Origin of the sequence: Clostridium sp. UBA2485 (genome assembly GCF_002341865.1) — a bacterium.
Taxonomy (GTDB): Bacteria; Bacillota; Clostridia; order Clostridiales; family Clostridiaceae; genus Clostridium_J.
On record NZ_DDOV01000116.1, the window covers coordinates 24,867 to 41,181 of the forward strand.

Consider the following 16,315-nt stretch of genomic DNA (forward strand, 5'->3'; position numbering starts at 1 on the left):
AAGAATTAATTTATTAAACTAATTTCTTAAGAGAAATAAATATGCCAAAACACTTAATGTGTTTTGGCATATTCCACTATATTTTACTATTAACTATTTTTAATATTTCTTCTCTTAGTTTAGTACCTTCACTACTTATGTTTTCAATATCTTTTTCTATACCATTTTTGTATTCTTCATCTTTTATTGATGACATATTGATTTTTACATTTAGTATGGCAGCTTCAATAGCACTTTGAGTCATAAGAGCAGCAACTCCTGCATCAGAAACTGCATTCTTATTTCCATATTGTGCAGCTATCAATATATGTTTATATAATTCAAAAGCCGCTTTAGCAGTTGATAGTGGTACTTCTAATGATTTCTTATAACCTAATTGTATTTTTTCACTTCTAACTTTCTTTTCTTCTTCAGTATCCTTAGGCATCTTGAAAGTTTTCATAAGTTCTAAAAATACCTCTGTATCTTCATTCATTAAATCTAAGAATTTAAATTTCAATTCTTCACAAGCCTTTAAAGTTTCATCTATAGATGCTTTCTTATCCTCTTCAAGTTCATTATAAGACTTTTTACCTACAGTTAAATTGCATACCATAGAAGTTAATGCTGATGCTAATGAAGCTGAAATTGCAGATACACTCCCACCTCCTGGTGCTGGTGATGATGACGCTAATTCTTCTATAAATTCTCTAACTGTTTTCTTTTCTAACATATATATCACGCTCCTATATTAGTTTCCCACTACAATATTACCATTTTTAATAACCTTATATACAGAGTTTATTCCAAAATGATATATTAAATAATTTAAATTTTTAGCATTAAAAATAACTATATCAGCTTTTTTTCCTACTTCAATACTTCCTATTTCCTTTTCTCTATTCATAGAAGCTGCTGCATTTATAGTCATAGCATTTATAATTTCCTCTGGGAACATTCTCATTCCAAAAGAAGCAAAAGTCATTACAGTTTGCATAGATTCTGTTGGTGAAGTACCAGGATTACAATCTGTAGCCAATGCTACACAAACACCTTTGTCTATCATTTCTCTTGCCCTTGCAAATCTTCCAAGCATTAAATAAAAGGCAGTTGATGGAAGTAATACTGCTACCACTCCATTATCAGCTAGTGCTTCTATCCCTTTATCACTTGCAGCAATTAGATGTTCTGCAGAGATTGCCTTTATTTCTCCTGCAAGTTCAGCTCCCCCTACAGATTCCACTTCATCTGCATGAATTTTAGGAATCAATCCATACTCTCTTCCCAAGGAGAGTATTTCTCTACACTCTTCTGTAGTAAATACGCCCTCCTCACAAAAACAATCTATGAATTCTGCTAAATTATTCTCCTTAATATATGGAATCATATCTTTAATTACTTTTATAAATTCAGCTCTTTTTCCCGTATATTCTTTAGGAATAGCATGAGCACCCATAAAAGTTGATACTATATCCACAGGATGAATTTTATTAAGCTCTTTATTTACATTTAAAATCTTAGCTTCTGTTTCTAAATCTAATCCATATCCTGATTTACTTTCAACAGTAGTAGTACCATGATTTAGCATTATATCTAATCTAGCTTTACTCTCTTTCACTAACTGTTCAAAAGGAGCTTTCCTAGTACTATCAACAGTGCTTAATATGCCACCACCACTGTTTAATATTTCAATATATCCTACCTTGTTTAATTTAAGTGGAAGTTCTCTTTCTCTTGATCCTGAATACACTAAATGAGTATGAGGATCTACAAGTCCTGGAGCTACAGTTTTACCTTTTCCATCAATAATGGTATAATTTTCTGATAAATATTTATTATATCCATCCCCAGTTCCAACCTCAGTTATTATATCATTGCTAATAACAACATAACCATTATTTATAATTTTAGCATCGTTCATTTCTTCTTTAGTTTTTTTATGGCTACCTTCACAAGTTACTAAACAGTCAATATTTTTTATTATGATTGACATGAAGTACCTCCCTCTTTAACTTTATTCGCTTACTCTTTTTTCTAATATTTGATCCATAGAGAAGTTTTCTATTTGCAAATAGTATTCTGCACTATTAATTAATGCAGCCATAGGTAAAAGTCCAATAACCTCACTACCTATTACAGGTACTCCATAGCGTTTTGCTTCCATCTTAACCATTTCAAATGCTCTATAAACTGCTGTTTTTTCATAGTTAACTAAATTCATAGAAACCTGTGCTATATTTCTTTCTTCAAGCATAACGCCCATAGCTTTAACGAATCTTAGTCCTCCACCTAGATGTCTTATAGTTTTAGCAATTTTATCTGCAATTTCTAAATTATCTGTACCTAAATTTACATTGAAAGCTACTAAAGGCTGTCTAGCAGATATTGCAACACATCCACCTTTAACATTTACTTCACTTGGACCATAATCTGGTTTCCAATTTTCTTCTTTAATCTTTTCAAAGAATCCTTCATATTGCCCCTTTCTAACAGTAGCTAAATTCTCTCTATGTGGAGCAGATGCTGCTTTTTCATATAAATAAACAGGTATTGAGAATCTTTCTCCTATAACTTTACCTACTCTATTAGCTATCTCTACACATTCATCCATTGATACATCACTAATCGGTACAAATGGTACTACATCTAGAGCCCCCATTCTAGGATGTCCGCCATGATGAACACTCATATCTATAAGCCCATAAACTTTTTCCGCCATGTTAATAATAGTATTTTCTACCGCTGTTGGCTCACCTACTAGTGTAACAACAGTTCTATTATGATCTGCATCGCTAGAGTAATCCAGTAATTTTACCCCTTCTACTCCTCTTACAGTATNNACAGTATCAATAATCTTCTCTATTTTTTCTTTATCTCTTCCTTCACTGAAATTAGGAATACACTCAATAATTCTTGCCATAAAAATCTCCCTCCCTATGTAATAAATAATATTTTAATAATTTATTTTTACTACTTTTTCAACCTTGTCTAATATTGTATTATCAACAATAATCTCTAAAACTTTGTCTAATTCTTTATACATAACAACATCTTTATCAATAAAATCTGTAACTTCCCTAACTGCCTTATAACATTCTTTAGTTCCTTTACCTAAAGTAAAGCCTTCCCTAAAGTCTATTGCTTGACAAGCAGCTAAAACCTCTGTTGCTAAAACTCTTTGAGTATTTTTTATTATATCTCTTGCTTTTCTTGCAGCTATAGTTCCCATACTTACATGATCTTCTTGATTCGCTGAAGAAGGTATAGAATCTACACTGGCTGGATGAGCTAATATTTTATTTTCTGAAACTAGTGCTGCTGCCGCATATTGTGTAATCATAAATCCTGAATTTAATCCACCATGCTTAACTAAAAATGGTGGTAAATCATTTAGTTGATAGTTTATTAATCTCTCAAGTCTTCTTTCTGATATATTAGCCATTTCAGCTACAGCAATTCCTAAAAAGTCACAACTTAAAGCAAGAGGCTGCCCATGGAAATTTCCTCCTGATATTACATCTCCTTCTTCTGTAACAATTGGATTATCTGTAACAGAATTAATTTCTGTTTCTATTACATTCTGTATATATCTTATAGCATCTTTACTTGCTCCATGTACTTGAGGTACACATCTTAAAGTATAAGCATCTTGTACTCTTATTTCTCCTTGATTTGTTACTAACGTGCTGTCTTCAACTAAATTTAATATGTTTTCTGCAGTAATAATTTGTCCTTGATGATTTCTTATTAAGTGAGTTCTTTTATCGTAGGCATCTTTAATTCCTCTTAGTGCTTCTAATGTCATAGCTGCTGCTACGTCACTTAGTTTCATTAGATTTATTGCATCATAAATTCCAATAGAAGCTATAGAGTTCATAACCTGAGTTCCATTTATAAGTGCTAATCCTTCTTTTGTTGTAAGCTCAATAACTTCAATATTGGCTTTTTTCATAGCTTCCTTACCTGATAGTATTTCTCCATCATACTCAGCTTCTCCTTCACCAAGCATAGGAAGTACCATATGAGAAAGCGGTGCTAAATCTCCTGACGCTCCTAAGGAACCCTTTTCTGGAATAGAAGGATGTACCTTTTTATTTAGCATATCTATTAATGTTTGTAATGTAGATAGTCTAATCCCTGAGTATCCTTTTGAAAGTGCATTAGCCCTTAAAAGCATAATTGCCCTAACATATTGTGTTTCAAGTTTATCTCCAAAACCACAAGCATGAGAAATTATTAAGTTTCTTTGTAATTCTTTGCAATCTTCACCTGAAATTGTAACATCAGAAAATTTTCCAAAACCTGTAGTTATTCCATATATAACCTTATCATCTTCTACAATTTTATCAACTATGTTTCTTGATTTGTTAACTCTTACTTTTGCTTCTTCGCTAAGCTCTACTAGATGATTATTTCTAGCTACATCTACTATTTGTTGAAGTGTTAAACTATTTCCATCTATAATAACCTTGTTCATATATTTGCCCCCTTTTTTATAAATAATAATAATATTATTATTATTACATATAATTCTTTATAATATTGATTTAACCTTTAAATAAATGAAATAAAAATATTCTGAATATTTTTAATATATTATTGCTTTACCACGACAAAGTAATAAAACTGTGACAAAATCACAGTAAATAAAAATAAAGAGTTATAGTAAAAATTTTATTCTTAATACCTTAGTAGTTTTTAAATAAATTTTACACTTAATTTAGCCTTTCTCATTCTCTAGCTAATATAACCATAGATATTATTATAAGAAAGCTTCCTAGCATAGTTTTAAAAGCTAGCGCTTCACCTAATATTAATGCACCTAATATTAAACTAACAATAGGTTCTAAAGTACCAAATATAGCTGCACTAGAAGGACCAATTATTTTAACGCCCTGCAAAAATGCCATCAATGCAACCACTGTAGATATAAATGCAATCATAACTATAGCAATTAATCCATAAACTTTTATATGAAAATTTAAATTATTAGTGATTAATCCTATTACGAAAGTAGCTAAAGCTGATGATAATGACACATAAAAACTCATAACGTAACTATCTATTGATTTTATATAATTATTAGATACTCCTAATACATACCATGAATAGCATAATGAAGCTGATAAGGATAATATAACTCCTGTTGTACTAAAACTAGCACTACCTAAATCTATCATTATAAATATTCCTATTATACATAAGGATAAGCACATTATCTTCTTTGCATTAATTCTTTCTTTATATATTATTGAAGATAAAACTGTTACTATGGCAGGATAAATATATAAAGTCATTGTTGCTACTCCTACTGACATATAATTGTATGCCATAAAAAGCAATGCTGACATCATTGCATATCCAACGGTCCCTAGAGCAAATATAAAAATAAGTTGACTTTTTTTAAGCCTTATAGATATCTTTTTAAATCTTAAGTAAAGAAATAATATTATAGCTGCAAAAGAAAACCTTAAAAATAAGGTAGTTTGGGTATTTGCCCCTCCACTATAAGCCACTTTAGCTAATATTGGCATAATTCCAAAGAAAGTAGCTGCCATTACTACGTATAAAACACCATAATTTTTTTTCATTTTATTACCCCCATTAAGCACTTTAGTTACAACAAATTATGTAAAGCAATATATGATTAAAATCTGTCTTTACTCAATGAGAAATCTCAAATAATAACATGATATTTTATTATAAATTTTTCTATTATAGTTTATGATTATATAACTCCCCCCTTTAATGCTATTATATTTAAATATTTATTCTTTGTAAACATTTTTGTTTAATATATAAATAAAATAACTCACTATATTTTAAAATATTAAAATATAGTGAGTTATTATTCATTTTATTTAAATTATTCCTTTGCTAATATAATCATAGATATAATTATCAGTATGCTTCCTAATATGGTTTTAAATTGTACTCCTTCTCCTAATATCAGTATTCCTAATACTAAAGTAACAATAGGTTCTAATGTTCCAAATATAGAGGCATTAGAAGGTCCGATAATTTTAACTCCCTGTAAAAATGCCATAAGTGCTATAACTGTAGATATAAAGGCTAATAACAGTATTGCTACTAAACTATAGAACTTTATATTTAAATTAATAGTTTGAGTTGGTAATCCTATAGCTAATATACTTATAGCAGATACTAGTGATATGTAAAAAGTAATAACATAGTTATTTGTTGATTTGATATATTTATGTGATGCTCCTAATACATAAAAAGAATATCCTATAGCCGATATTAAAGCTAGTAAAATTCCTTTTACATCATAGGTAGCTACTCCTAAATCTACCATTATAAATATTCCTAAAATACAAAGTATAAGACAGAGTATTTTTTTTAAACTTAATTTCTCTCCATAAAATACAAAAGATAAAAAAGTAACTATTGCTGGATAACTATGTATTATCATTGTAGCCATACCTACAGATATATAATTATAAGATAAAAATAACATCATTGATGTTAAAGAATACCCAGCTACCCCTAAAAATATTAAAAGTGCATATTGTTTTTTTTCAAGCTTTAAAGATATATTTTTGCTTTTTATATAATAAAATAACATTAAAGTTGCAAAGGAAAACCTTAGAAATAACGTTGTTTGTACATTTGCTCCTCCGCTATAAGCTAATTTAGCAAGTATAGGCATTATTCCAAAAGCTATTGCTGATAATACAATATACAGTATGCCATGTATCTTTTTCATATTCTCCTCCTTAGTTTTATCATCATATATCTTAAATAACGTATTTATAAGATATATGAAAATTTATTATATAAATAATTCATTAAATTTAAAAATATATGAATAATTAAATACAACAATATTTATTATATTATTAAAATCCAGTATTTTAAATACCTTTACAATTTTATCTTTTACAAAATAAAGTTATCGTAAAAAATTATTGTGTACTTAAAAAAGAAATCCATTTAAAACTTCCTCTATAAAGTAGAAGTTTATGGATTATTTATTGCTAATAATCAACTCTCAATTGTATAGTGATTTTAAAATTACCTCTCTATAGTAAGCAGTAAGCATATTTTTAAATTAAAATAAGCGCAGTACAAACTGCGCTTTGTTATTAATAACTATTTTTCTCTTCCATCTGTATATATTTTTTTCAAATCTAGTGAACCAAAGGTTGGCGACATATAATTTTTAACATACTTACGTACATAAGTATTTTTAAATCTCCAAACTGTTGGACTTATAACTGCATCATCATATATAAAGATTTTTTCTGCTTCATTAAATAATTTAATTCTCTCCTCATTATCCATACTTTTTCCTGCTTTTTTTACTATATTATCAAATTTCTCATTTTCCCATCCTGTTGGAACAGTGGTAGCCATTGACATCCACATATCAAAATAAGTCATAGGATCATTATAGTCTGCAAAAACTGCTTGAGAAGCTAGCTGATAATCCATTTCACCTGTTCTTTTTTGAAATATTGGCCATTCAACAAAATCACACTCTATCTTTACTCCTAATGTTGACTGAAAATTTTGTTGGCTAAACTCTGCAAACTCTTTGTCCTTAGAACTTGTTCCTGATTGAAGTAATTTTATTGTATGCTTAGATGGATCAGGGTTCAATCCTTCTTCTTTTAGACCTTCTATTAATAACTTTTTAGCATCTAGATTTTCCTTCTTAAGTTCATCCACCGGCTTATAATTTGTTTTTGTTCTAAATTCATCATTTCCAACTTGAACTGCTGGCGGTACCCAAGCATAAGAAGGCTCTGCTAAATCCCTATATAAAGCTTTTACAGCTCCTTCTCTATCATCTACCAATAAAAATGCTTTTCTAATCTTTGCATTTTTAAAATATTTATCCTGTTGATTAAAAAATGTATAGCACACAGAAGTATCATAGCTCTTTTTAACTTCAAATTGTCCAGTAACATCAAACTTATCTATCCACTCTTTTTTGCTTACTCCCCCCATATCTAAAGACCCGTTAAGTAATTCATTCATTCTAGAATTTTCTTCTTTTATAACTTTCATTTTTACTTTTTCAAGTTTAACCACATCTGAATCCCAATAAGTAGGATTCTTTTCTAATTCTATTCTATTATTGTGTATCCACTCTTTCATTATAAATGGTCCACAGAATACCATGCTATCTACTTCTGAGCCATATCTATCTCCATGCTTTTCGATTATGTCTTTTCTTTGTGGCTCCATAATTTTTGAATAAGTCAAATTTAAAAAATGTGCACATGGATCTTCAAGTTTTATTTCTAAAGTATGTTCATCTATTGCTTTTACTCCGACATCCTCTGCTTTTGCCTTACCTCCATTATAAGCTTCTGCATTCTTTATTGGATATAGCAAGTATCCACACGGCGATGCTGTATCCGCTGCTAATGTTCTTAATATACCATATACAAATTGATCAGCAGTAACATCTACTCCATCACTCCATTTCATTTCTCTTAGTTTAAAGGTCCAAGTTAAACCATCATCAGATAATGACCATTCTGTAGCTGCACCAGGATTTATAACCTCTTTATCATTTCCATCAATCTCTAATCTAGTTAATGCTTCCATTATATTTACGTGCACTTGCGAAGAATAAATATCATAAACTTTTGCTGGATCTAATGTTTTTGGTTCAGCTCCTAATAAAAAGTTTAAGTACTGTTCCTTATCCATTTTTATTTCTTCTTTACTTGTTAATGATTCCCCATCTTTTTTTTCCTTATCAGCACTTTTATTGCTACAAGCAGAAAAAAACATTGAAGATACCATTGTTGTAAATAAAATTGTTGATAATAACCTCTTATTTTTCATAATATATCCCCCTATGATAAAAATAAAATTTAAATAAATTTCATCAACGGAATTTTCCATTGATAATAAAATTATTCAACAAAATCCTTAACCATCTAAAATAGTTAGTTAAAATTTTTAGGTTGTTTTCTGTCATACGAAAAGTTAGGTTATAGAAATAGTAGTACTATGCTAGATTCCGGCAATTCAGTATAAGATAAAGTACATAAGAATACTAAGATGAAATAAATTAATATGTATAATTTGTATTTTAAGTTTATTTATGAACACAATTATTAAATTTTTTAACCTATACTTAAATATTTATTTCTTACATTTTTTAAATATAGTGAATATTTTATTAAATATTTTTAATTTTTCTAATTTTCTATACATTTATATCTATATGATATATTACCATAATTTTAAAGTCAATATTTTAACAAATATAAAATTCCGCATTTTTAGCTATTTTCTTGCCAGTATTTTTAAAGTTAATTATATATTTAATAAAACTTATTATTATATAACAAAATTTCTAGTATTAATTGTGTTTTTTAATATATTTATCATAATTTTATATATTTAAATAAACTTCGATAAATTAAAATATATTCTTTTGTAAAAAAATAAAAACATACTTAAAAATTAAGTATGTTTTTTAGAATTACTATAATTAAAAAATGCATAGATACTTAGTATCCATGCACCTCAATAAATAACTTTATTAATATCATTATTTTTTTGTATTTAACTTGTTAGTATTTCGTTCATCCTTCTTTGAATTTAATATAGTCATTCCAAACAATAACCATAATATTAATGTAGGAGTTATAACTCCTTTATGATCAAATTCTCCTCCAGTAAGTACTGATATAATTATAAATACAATTATAGCAGCAAAAATCCCTCTATTATGCTCATAATCTTTTAGCGCAGCAGATAATCTATTTACAATTATGACTATAAATAAAATCATAACTATTATCCCATATTCCACCCCTATTTGAAGTAATAAGTTATGGGCATGTTCTAATGAGTAATCTGCTACTTGAAGGTTTGCTCTCATCAAATCAGGCATATTAAGATATCCCTTTTCCGCATATTTTAAGTACATATCACCATAACTTCCTCCGCCAATACCAAAGGGATGTGCTATCATCATTACAAAAGAAGTAAAGTAAGCTTGAATTCTTGCCATATTTGACTGACTCATAAAGAAACTTGTTGTTGCATAACCTCTAGTTAATATCTTAGACATTACAGGCTTAAAAGCTATAGGTATTGCTAATAACTCTAATAAAGCTACATATTTATATTTTTTACTTATAAATATAATTCCAACGGATATTAAATAGCAAAGCCATGCTCCTCTTGAATAAGTCATATAAGTAGCTAAAGAAAATAAGCCAAAAGATATAAATAAAAATATTTTTTCCTTTATATTATTTTTCTTATACAAAATCATTTCAAAAAGAAGTGGTAATATGAGTATTAACACAGCAGAAAAAATATTAACATTATGATATCCAAAGGTTAAATATAATCTATGATACTTAACTTGAGAAAAGGATACTCCTCTCATTTGTGCTATGCCATATAAACAACTAAAATCTAGTCCTGCTATCAATGCATAATAAACATAATACTTATCACTCTTTGAAAGATTAGCAAGTACCACAAGTATAAAAGCAATAGGTATTATAATACTTATATAAACATTAGCAGCACTATTTAATACATTATGAGAAAATATGCTACTATTTACCGCCAGTATTAAAAAAATTATTGTATATATTATAAATTTAAAATTTAAACTTCCTTTATTCTGTAATAATCGTAAGATAGTATTTTTTATCTCTTTAAAGCTAACAACAAAAGCTATAGAAATATAAATGGTTTCAAAGGTTATTTTAAATATAAATAAGTTAAAATAACAAAATTTACGAGCAATTACTAGGATTGGAAAAGATAAAATAAATAGTAGAATAGATAATCTTTTATCTTTAAATAGCAATAGTATTTCTAGCACAAGAAAAAATGCTGACCCTACAAACATGACAGCGTCCTTTTTTCCATATTGCATCATTATAGGAAGGGCTAGAACTATCGATAAAGCAAGTGAAATTAACCCTAATTTATAATATTTATTTATTAACTTCTTAATGTCCATAATTACACCTTCCTACTTATCTGTATATAAATCAAAGTTAAACTTATTTTTCTCAACTTCAAATTTATAAAATTCCTCATAATATTTATTTAAATTTTTTATTACTTCATCTATAGGTTTTTTTCCTGTTATAGCAGCATAAAGCTCGTCTAAAGTTCCTGTTTGACTATAGGTTATAAACACAGTTGGATCATACTTTTCAACTATATAATTATCTGAATTATTATATTTATTTAGTGGATTATCTCCTAGATTTACATCTTTATTGTCAAGTAATAATGGTAGCCCTTTATTTAGCTGCATTATTTCGCTATTAACATTATCACTTACTATCCACTCTAAAACCTCTTCAACTGCTTCTTTTTCCTTAGTTTCTTTGTTTACAACTATATATGTAAAAGGATCTATATAATGTCTTACAGGTTTATCATTGACATTGAATTTAGGTATATCTTCTACTCCAATTTGAAAACTTAGTGGTTGTGCATTATAAAAATTATTTTTATCCTCAAAAGTAGATAAATACATAGCAGATTGTTCAAAATAAAAATCATTTCTTACCTGCTTTTTATCTTTTTCCATAAAATCTTCTGGAATTATTTCTAAATCATACATTTTTTTATAAACTTCTAGTATTCTTTTAGAAGCTGAAAAATCAAATTTTCCTTGCTTATAGTCCCAAAAACTTGTATAAATATTTCCATCAACTAAACTTGGCACACCTATAACAGCTTTCATTGATGCATATTTACCAAATGGAAATTGAAAAGGTATTATATCTGGATTCTTCTCTTTTATTTTTAATGAATACTCGATTACCTCATCCCAAGTTCTTGGAGGTCTTTCTGGATCTAATCCACATTCTTTGAATATTTCTTTATTCCAAGCTAGTTTTACATTGCTACCAGATAGCTTTATTCCTATAGGATTTTTATCATAATAAAATAATTTATCCTCTCCAACTTTGTTTAAGTCTAGGTTTAAATCTTTTAGATTAGCAATTTTATCATTTTTAATTAATTCTGTATAACCATATTGAAATATATCTGGTCCATCATCAGAATACAATGAAACTTTTAATCTGTTAACATAATCTAAATCTTTAAAGTATTGAAATCTTACATAAATTTCATCTTGACTAGCATTAAATTTATTAATCTGATTTTCTCTTAATTGAGAATCAGTTGCAGTCATCATCCAAAAATTAACTACTTTTCTTCCTTCCATTTCTTTTGGTATTATTGCTCTTTCCTCTTTGTTGCCATCAACAAGAATTTTGTACATAAATGAACCTAATAAAACAACAAAGGTAAATATTATGTACTTACTATATTTTTTAAAAAAATCTTTCATAATAACCTCCGATTATAATTACTTATTCTTTAAAAGATTTTATAACCTAATTGACATGGAGTTTTAAAAAAACCAATTAAATTATACCATATTAAAATTCAAAACAAAAATTAATACTTTTAATTGATATTTTAATGCTATCTCTAATATTTCAATTTAAAAAGATAGTAATAAATGTGCTTTTACAAAATATTATTATAAACCTTTTTTTAAAAAAGTAAAATTATAATCTAATATTTTATCATTTACGAAGAAATTCACCCTTAGTGAATTTCTAAAATAAAATTTATGCTAAAAAACTTCAAAAGTTTTGACTGTGGAGTTTTAACCATAATTAGTAACTTTGATTCTTAATTTTCGATTAAAGTAAAATGACCATATATTATTATGGTCATTTTATTTTATTAAACATTTTCTGTATATGGATTATTAAAACTATTTAAGAATACAAAATCATTTATATCTTTTTTATCATTATGTTTTACTTGTTCGTCACTTTTACCTATAGGCGTTAAAGCAATAACTCTAAAGTTATTTGGTATTTTAAGTGCCTCTTTTACCCTATCTTCATCTAATGCTGCGACCCAACAGCTTCCATATCCTTCAGCAGTAGCAGCTAAAACAAAATGTTCCATAGCAATAGATGCGTCTACTAAATAAAACTCTTTATTATCTACCTCTCCAGATTCTTCTGGATTAGCTATAAATACAACTACTATAGGTGCCTCAATAACTGCACTAGCTGCTTCATTTCCACTATTTAATATAGCTTCTGATATTCTTCCCTTTAATACTTCATCTTTTACTATTATAAGCTTATATGAGCTCTTATTTCTCCACGATGGAGCCCTCATAGTTGAATTTATCATCTTAAATAGCTTATCTTTTTCCACCTCATCATTTTTATATTTTTTTACACTAACTCTTTCTTTTATTACATCATAAAATTCCATGAAAATCACACTCCTCAATTTTATTATGTGTGTTTTTATAAAAATAATGTAATAGTTAAGAGTTTTTAGCTTTTCCTTTAAAATGATTTAAAAAATCTATAAATACCTGTATTTTTAATAGATAACAAAGTGCTGCATAAGATATAATTCCTATTAAGGTGGAAGTTAATATAATTATAGCCTCACTTAATCTAGCAACTGTAAGAATATCTTTTAAATATGTACTACTAAATAACACCAATATTCCCATTAATACCGAAGATATCAATATTTTTATCATATCTACAATTATACTACTCATACCTAGTCCTTCGAACCTTTTACTTAAAGCTCTACTTAATATTATTGCTGTAATTATTGCTGATAAGCTTGCAGAAAGAGTTAAGCCTTCTACTCCCATTTTTTTATATAGGATAAAGCTAAATAAATAATTTAAGACTATGCCTATTAAACTATTTATCATAGGAGTTTTAGTGTCTTTTATAGAATAAAAGCCTCTACTTAAAACATCTCTAATCCCATAAGCTATCATTGCTGGTGAATATAATAATAGTGCATTAGCTGCTAATTTTACATTTTCATTAGTAAACTTTCCTCTTTCATATATTAAGCTTATAAGTGGTTCTCTTAAAACTATGATTCCTATAGTTGCAGGTATCATAATAAGAAGAATAATGGCAATTCCCTTATTCAATGCTTCTTTAAATTTCTTATTATTTTTTTCTGAAATATGAGAGGCTAATATAGGATATATAATCATTGATACAACTACTGCAAAAACCTCATAAGTCATCATAGTTAACTTGTTGGCACATTCTAATATAGCTGTTGCACCTTCATAAAGAGAAGTTGCAAAAGACTTATTAACAAATAAGTTCAGCTGTATTGAAGACGTACTTATTATTATAGGTATCATAAGTATCAATAATTTTTTAAGCTTTTCATCTTTTAAATCAAGCGTAAATTTATATTTGTAACCTAAAGAAATAAACTTAGGTACATTTATTAAATACTGAGACATAAAGGCTATCACTGTAGCAACTGCAAAACCTATAACTCCAAAACTATCAACAAAAAATACTAAATATACTATATATACTAAATTTGCTACTGCTGCCATTGCTGTAGGAGCAATAAAATGTTGATGTCCTTGAAGTGTACCTGCTAGTACCCCCTGAAGAGTTAAAAATAATACAGATAAAAACATTATTCTAAGTATTTTAGAGGTCAATATACTTAGCTCTCTATTAACTGTAAAACTATTTGCAAAATAATAAACTATTTGATCTGAAAAAATAATACCTAATATAGTTATTGCTAAGGTAAAAATCATAGATACTGTAAGTACATTATTTACAAAAACTTTTCTTTCTTTTAATTCATTTTCACTGTTCATTTCAGTTATAAAAGGTATTATAGTTGTACTGAGCCCATAGCCTATACTTGTAAATAAGTATATTACACCTAAAGCCCAAACATAAATATCAGCTTCTCTAGTAGCTCCAAATTTAGCTAGCATAAGGGAATCTCTAGCTATGCCTAAAAACTTTCCTAATATAACTAAAATCATTACAAAAATCGAACTTTTAACTATTTTACTTTTACTCATTTACCTACTCCAAATTAGTTATTGTCTATTATAGATTTATAAAAACTATAATAATTACTCCAAAATTTTTCTATTGTAAACTTCTCTAAAACTAAATTATATATGTTTTCTCCCATAGCTTGTAAATACTTTCTTTTATCGTAACATTCCTGCATCGCTATATAAATATCCTTTTCATTTTGTGAGTTAATTATAATTCCATTAGACGGATTTATAATATTCTCTAAATCTCCTACTTTAGTAGAAATTATAGGAGTTTTAACTATAGCAGATTCTAACATAGCTAATGGTGGAGCACCGCCTTCACTATAGGAAGCTATTATACTACAGTTACAAATAGATAAATAATCTGTTACATTATCAATAAAACCTGTTAAAATAATCTTATCTTCTAGATTTAATTCTTTTATAACCTTTTCTATATCCTCCCTTAATCCGCCGTCACCCATTAAAATTAATTTACTATTAGATTTTTCATTACTAAACTTTCCGAAAGCCTTAATTATATTTATATAATTTTTTATAGGATGAAATCTTCCTACTACACCAAAAATGAAATCATCATCAGTAATATTTAACTTTTCTCTTATATCAATTTTATCTTCTTTTAAAAATATTTTTTTTATATCAATACCATTATTCACAACAGTTTTCTCACCAATAAAATGTTTTTCATCTAATAAATTTAGCAAATTTTGAGACACACAAATATAATTATTAAAACTCTTTAATCCTAAAATACTAAGAGGAGTATAGATATAATACTTAATTTTATTATTTAAGAAGTCATATCTGTAATCACTATGAATTGTAGCTGTAGTAACAGCTTTTAATTTTCTTCTAATAAAATAATGGATTAAAAAAGGTTGAGCTCCATGAAAATTTACAATATCTATTTTATTAGAATTTACAAACTCTATAATTTCCTTATTAATAATATCTTTTTTAAAAAATTTATGAGGCATATCAGTATTTTTTACTCTATCATATAGATATCCATCTCCAAGACAGCCTAATATATTATCAAAATACTTATTTTCACTACTGCAAAGATTTAATATATGATTAGCTCCTCCTCCATTGTCATTGCCTGAAATAATATGAAGTACTTTTATTTTAAACACCTCCTATAAATTAATGCAAAATTCACAATTATAGTTGAAATTAATTCTTTATGAATTAATTTCTTAAATTGATTTTTAGATATATAATTTTTAAAATTAATATTAATAAATAAAAATATAGAGCCTTTTTGCTCTATATTTATTATACTCTTTAATTATAATTTGCATAGCATTATTTGCTCTAAGGCATCTGCAAAAGAATAATAGACCAGTATGTTAGCCTATTTCCCATCATACTACGCTTACAGAACCCGCCCATAGCTCCACTATGAGCAGAATCTGACGCCTTGTCTGATATAAAATATACTAACATCTTTAATCT

The 16,315-nt window shown here is 27.4% G+C and carries 13 protein-coding genes; all 13 read right to left on the minus strand.

Translation table 11 applies throughout. The annotated features are described in order from the left end of the window. Positions 1 to 76 precede the first annotated feature (76 nt). Positions 77 to 712: a cyclodeaminase/cyclohydrolase family protein gene (locus B3603_RS21405; RefSeq protein ID WP_291568786.1), complete on the minus strand. Its 636-nt coding sequence runs from the start codon at positions 710 to 712 to the stop codon at positions 77 to 79. 18 nt (positions 713 to 730) lie between these two features. Next, the gene (gene hutI, locus B3603_RS21410) at positions 731 to 1,972 is read right to left on the minus strand and encodes an imidazolonepropionase (RefSeq protein ID WP_291568788.1); all 1,242 of its coding nucleotides are present in this window, start codon (positions 1,970 to 1,972) and stop codon (positions 731 to 733) included. A gap of 21 nt (positions 1,973 to 1,993) precedes the next feature. After that, entirely contained in the window at positions 1,994 to 2,899 is a 906-nt protein-coding gene (gene ftcD, locus B3603_RS21415; RefSeq protein WP_291568790.1) for a glutamate formimidoyltransferase, read from the minus strand. A gap of 33 nt (positions 2,900 to 2,932) precedes the next feature. Next, positions 2,933 to 4,456: a histidine ammonia-lyase gene (gene hutH / locus B3603_RS21420; RefSeq protein WP_291568793.1), complete on the minus strand. Its 1,524-nt coding sequence runs from the start codon at positions 4,454 to 4,456 to the stop codon at positions 2,933 to 2,935. 253 nt (positions 4,457 to 4,709) lie between these two features. Continuing rightward, complete coding sequence (locus tag B3603_RS21425) at positions 4,710 to 5,570, minus strand: DMT family transporter (protein WP_291568795.1); 861 nt, start codon at positions 5,568 to 5,570, stop codon at positions 4,710 to 4,712. Between the two features lie 275 nt (positions 5,571 to 5,845). Continuing rightward, entirely contained in the window at positions 5,846 to 6,706 is an 861-nt protein-coding gene (locus B3603_RS21430; RefSeq protein WP_291568797.1) for a DMT family transporter, read from the minus strand. Between the two features lie 386 nt (positions 6,707 to 7,092). Next, complete coding sequence (locus tag B3603_RS21435; RefSeq protein ID WP_291568799.1) at positions 7,093 to 8,802, minus strand: peptide ABC transporter substrate-binding protein; 1,710 nt, start codon at positions 8,800 to 8,802, stop codon at positions 7,093 to 7,095. Between the two features lie 715 nt (positions 8,803 to 9,517). Beyond that, positions 9,518 to 10,954: an O-antigen ligase family protein gene (locus tag B3603_RS21440; RefSeq protein ID WP_291568801.1), complete on the minus strand. Its 1,437-nt coding sequence runs from the start codon at positions 10,952 to 10,954 to the stop codon at positions 9,518 to 9,520. A gap of 12 nt (positions 10,955 to 10,966) precedes the next feature. After that, positions 10,967 to 12,307 (minus strand): ABC transporter substrate-binding protein, encoded by a 1,341-nt coding sequence (locus tag B3603_RS21445; RefSeq protein WP_291568803.1) that lies wholly within the window; start codon positions 12,305 to 12,307, stop codon positions 10,967 to 10,969. Positions 12,308 to 12,711: 404 nt separating this feature from the next. Continuing rightward, positions 12,712 to 13,260: a nitroreductase family protein gene (locus tag B3603_RS21450; protein WP_291568805.1), complete on the minus strand. Its 549-nt coding sequence runs from the start codon at positions 13,258 to 13,260 to the stop codon at positions 12,712 to 12,714. A 55-nt stretch (positions 13,261 to 13,315) separates the two neighbouring features. Next, positions 13,316 to 14,869, minus strand: coding sequence for a murein biosynthesis integral membrane protein MurJ (murJ, locus tag B3603_RS21455; RefSeq protein ID WP_291568808.1), 1,554 nt, complete (start codon positions 14,867 to 14,869; stop codon positions 13,316 to 13,318). Between the two features lie 14 nt (positions 14,870 to 14,883). Beyond that, positions 14,884 to 15,993, minus strand: a complete 1,110-nt coding sequence (locus tag B3603_RS21460; RefSeq protein ID WP_291568809.1) for a glycosyltransferase — start codon at positions 15,991 to 15,993, stop codon at positions 14,884 to 14,886. Between the two features lie 181 nt (positions 15,994 to 16,174). Continuing rightward, positions 16,175 to 16,306: a hypothetical protein gene (locus tag B3603_RS21465; RefSeq protein ID WP_291568811.1), complete on the minus strand. Its 132-nt coding sequence runs from the start codon at positions 16,304 to 16,306 to the stop codon at positions 16,175 to 16,177. Positions 16,307 to 16,315 lie beyond the last annotated feature (9 nt).

Excerpts from the sequence above, each read along its gene's own strand:
- B3603_RS21405 (WP_291568786.1), bottom strand. The coding sequence starts at position 712 with ATGTTAGAAAAGAAAACAGTTAGAGAATTTATAGAAGAATTAGCGTCA.
- hutI (WP_291568788.1), bottom strand. The coding sequence starts at position 1,972 with ATGTCAATCATAATAAAAAATATTGACTGTTTAGTAACTTGTGAAGGT.
- hutH (WP_291568793.1), bottom strand. The coding sequence starts at position 4,456 with ATGAACAAGGTTATTATAGATGGAAATAGTTTAACACTTCAACAAATA.
- B3603_RS21425 (WP_291568795.1), bottom strand. The coding sequence starts at position 5,570 with ATGAAAAAAAATTATGGTGTTTTATACGTAGTAATGGCAGCTACTTTC.
- B3603_RS21430 (WP_291568797.1), bottom strand. The coding sequence starts at position 6,706 with ATGAAAAAGATACATGGCATACTGTATATTGTATTATCAGCAATAGCT.
- B3603_RS21435 (WP_291568799.1), bottom strand. The coding sequence starts at position 8,802 with ATGAAAAATAAGAGGTTATTATCAACAATTTTATTTACAACAATGGTA.
- B3603_RS21440 (WP_291568801.1), bottom strand. The coding sequence starts at position 10,954 with ATGGACATTAAGAAGTTAATAAATAAATATTATAAATTAGGGTTAATT.
- B3603_RS21445 (WP_291568803.1), bottom strand. The coding sequence starts at position 12,307 with ATGAAAGATTTTTTTAAAAAATATAGTAAGTACATAATATTTACCTTT.
- B3603_RS21450 (WP_291568805.1), bottom strand. The coding sequence starts at position 13,260 with ATGGAATTTTATGATGTAATAAAAGAAAGAGTTAGTGTAAAAAAATAT.
- murJ (WP_291568808.1), bottom strand. The coding sequence starts at position 14,869 with ATGAGTAAAAGTAAAATAGTTAAAAGTTCGATTTTTGTAATGATTTTA.
- B3603_RS21465 (WP_291568811.1), bottom strand. The coding sequence starts at position 16,306 with ATGTTAGTATATTTTATATCAGACAAGGCGTCAGATTCTGCTCATAGT.